Annotated in this window: 5 protein-coding genes; 3 read left to right on the forward strand and 2 right to left on the reverse strand. The window is 39.3% G+C overall.

Annotated elements, in window-relative coordinates; genetic code table 11:
- Positions 1-111 precede the first annotated feature (111 nt).
- Together msrA and msrB are read left to right on the forward strand one after the other, a co-directional pair.
- Entirely contained in the window at positions 112-597 is a 486-nt protein-coding gene (gene msrA, locus V7659_RS17765) for a peptide-methionine (S)-S-oxide reductase MsrA (RefSeq protein WP_395947417.1), read from the forward strand.
- Positions 594-1,028 carry a peptide-methionine (R)-S-oxide reductase MsrB gene (msrB, locus tag V7659_RS17770; RefSeq protein ID WP_335541135.1) on the forward strand — a complete coding sequence of 145 codons (435 nt, stop codon included), beginning with the start codon at positions 594-596 and terminating at the stop codon, positions 1,026-1,028. The genes msrA and msrB overlap by 4 nt, the downstream gene beginning before the upstream one ends.
- 65 nt (positions 1,029-1,093) lie before the next feature.
- On the opposite strand, the gene V7659_RS17775 is transcribed toward msrB, so the two are convergent.
- Complete coding sequence (locus tag V7659_RS17775; protein ID WP_335541136.1) at positions 1,094-1,684, reverse strand: DUF502 domain-containing protein; 591 nt, start codon at positions 1,682-1,684, stop codon at positions 1,094-1,096.
- Positions 1,685-1,887: 203 nt separating this feature from the next.
- Between V7659_RS17775 and V7659_RS32150 the strand changes: the two genes are divergently transcribed.
- Positions 1,888-1,962, forward strand: a complete 75-nt coding sequence (locus tag V7659_RS32150) for a YjcZ family sporulation protein (protein ID WP_144547943.1) — start codon at positions 1,888-1,890, stop codon at positions 1,960-1,962.
- A 104-nt stretch (positions 1,963-2,066) separates the two neighbouring features.
- Here V7659_RS32150 and V7659_RS17785 read toward each other — a convergent pair.
- Positions 2,067-2,990: potassium transporter TrkG (locus tag V7659_RS17785; protein WP_335541138.1), on the reverse strand; the 924-nt coding region annotated here is incomplete at its 5' end.

Genomic DNA, 2,990 nt, shown 5'->3' on the forward strand with positions numbered 1-2,990 from the left:
TTTTTACTAAATCTTTCTGTATACTTTTAATCAAGAAAATATAGTTAATGGGGTGGGAACTTGGAAAATCAATTTGAAGTTGCAACATTTGCGGGCGGTTGTTTTTGGTGTATGGTAAAGCCGTTTGATGAACAGCCAGGGATTAAAAGTGTTATTTCCGGCTACACAGGCGGAACGGTAGAAAATCCAACGTACCAACAAGTATGTTCAGATACAACAGGTCACTATGAAGCTGTCCAGATTACATATGATCCAGAAATTTTTCCGTATGAAAAATTACTGGAGTTATTCTGGCAGCAAATCGACCCAACCGACCCTGGCGGACAATTTTATGATCGCGGACAATCGTATCAAACGGCGATTTTCTACCATAATGAGGAACAAAAAAAGCTTGCTGAACAGTCGAAGCAAGCATTACAAGAAAGAGGCATTTTTAGCAAGCCGATTGTCACACCGATCTTGCCTGCAAAGACCTTTTATCCTGCAGAAGACTATCATCAGCAGTATTATAAGAAAAATCGTGCCCATTATGAGTCCTATCATGTAGGATCAGGACGTGCGGGGTTTATTCAAAGTCATTGGGGGGAGAAAAAATGAAAAACAAAGATCAATTAAAAAAGGAATTATCACCAATTCAATATGAAGTCACACAAAATAATGGCACAGAACCACCGTTTCGAAATGAATATTGGAATGAAACAAGAGAGGGCATTTATGTAGATCTTGTCTCGGGGAAACCACTGTTCAGTTCATTGGATAAATTCGATGCTGGCTGCGGCTGGCCGAGCTTTACAAAACCGATTCAGGATGAAGAAGTGATTGAGAAGGCTGATTTTAGTCATTATATGACGCGGACCGAGGTAAGAAGTAAATCGGCCGATTCCCATTTAGGACATGTATTTAATGACGGACCAGCGCCGACTGGTTTGCGTTATTGTATCAACTCTGCCGCCTTACGGTTTATTCCGAGGGATCAACTTGAAGAAGAAGGGTATGGGGAGTTCATTAAACTATTCGGAGCAAAATAAAAAGCCGCGCAATGCGGCTTTTTTCAATTTTAGTGGCGGATGACTGGTCTTTACTGGCGGATGACCTATTTTGCTTTTTGTTTAGAAGTCGATGTCATCCCGCCTGAGAGAATAAATTTCATCGCATCCTCGGGCTTAACGTCAATAATTTGGACTTGTTCCTTGGGAATTAAAAACGTGAACCCGGCCACTTGAAAGGTTTGTGGAATATATACGGCCACATGATCTTTTAAGGGAGAATAAAAGTCCTCTAATTGTTCAGAGGTAATAAATCCGAGACTCCGCATCTCGGTTCCTGGAATGACGACAAGTGCAACTTTGGAAAAAGACTTTTTCTCGCCAAGAAAGGATTGAACAGTGTCTTTAATAACAGAATAGATCGTTTTAACAACAGGAATCTTATCGAGAAGCCTATCAATTAACCTGATAATCTTTCCTGAGATATATTTCGTAGACAGCCAGCCCAAGACTGTAATTAAAATAAGGGTCGACAGTAATCCAATTCCAGGGATATAATCCTCTTTTAAATAAGGCCTCAGCGTATTACCCAGTAAACCATCTAAAAATAGAAAGGTTTTGTAAATGACATAGACCACGAGGATAATAGGGACAATTGTTAAAATACCGTTAATAAAGTTTTTCACTATTGATTTCATCGATTCACCTACAATTTTTATCATTGTCTTACATAATATAGGCGAATGCACATGCGGGTCAAGTACCTACTACATATTGTATCAGTGTTAAGAAACAATTTCGCGAGGAGTGAATGTGCATGTATTACGGACATGGTGGTTTTGGCGGTTTTGGTGGTTGTGGAGGTTGTGGATACCCTGCATATCCAGTAGGAGGCTGCGGAATCGGCAGTGGATTTGCGTTAATTGTCGTCCTCTTTATCCTATTGATCATTATCGGAGCAAGCTGGGGCTGTTAATAGTGAACTAGAGGCTGACTCAAAACGAGTCAGCCATTTTCTATTTTTTGCGGTTATTTTTACAAAAAAATGGAGGGGGCAAAGCCACTCCATTCCTGTATGTATTACCCAATCGTTACTTTTTCCTTCGGATATTTGATCTTTTCCTTACTGCCTTTGCCTCTTAAAATGAGTAAACAAGTAACAATTCCGACTCTCCCAATAAACATAAGGATAATAATTAGAATTTGGCCAAAGGTAGACAAACGAGGTGTTAACCCTAGCGATAACCCATTCGTCCCGAAAGCAGACGAAACCTCGAAGATGACCTCAAGAACAGTGCCGTTTTCAGTAATCGATAATACTAAAATGGAAAATAAACATAATAGCGCACCTGTCGTGATAACAATAAAGGATTTAAGCACATCCTCACTTAGCAACTCACGTCTAAAGATCTTGATTGAACTTTTTCCTTGAGCATAAAATACAATGGCTAAAATGATAATCGCAAACGTAGTCGTTCGGATTCCACCGCTTGCACTACTAGGGGAGCCGCCAATGAACATTAATATGGACAAGAATAGTTGGTTGCTTGGTGTAAAGTCATTAATATTCATGGTTGCTAAGCCTGCACTTTTGGTTGTCACCGAATTAAATAACGAGTAGAAAAAGGATTGATGCCAACTTTTATTCGTAAAAAAGTGTTGACTATCAAAAATATAGATAACTACGGCTCCTACTACGGTAAGAAGGACAAACGTTATGGTTGTTAACTTCGTATATAATGTGAAATGAAACTTCTTCCTCCTATTAAGGTTTAATAAGAATTCATAAACCTCCACCATCACTGGAAAGCCAATTGCCCCCACAATCATCAATACAATGATGACCGACTGTACATAATAATCCGCGCTAAATGGACTGAGTGACTCATCCGTCAAATCAAATCCAGCATTGGTCGTGGCACTGATTGATGCGAAAAATCCATGTTTAAATGCAGATAATATTCCTTCGTAATAATTCAAAAAACGAATCCCTAAAATGATCCC

The organism is Neobacillus drentensis (assembly GCF_036966985.1).
Classification (GTDB): Bacteria; Bacillota; Bacilli; order Bacillales; family Cytobacillaceae; genus Neobacillus; species Neobacillus drentensis_E.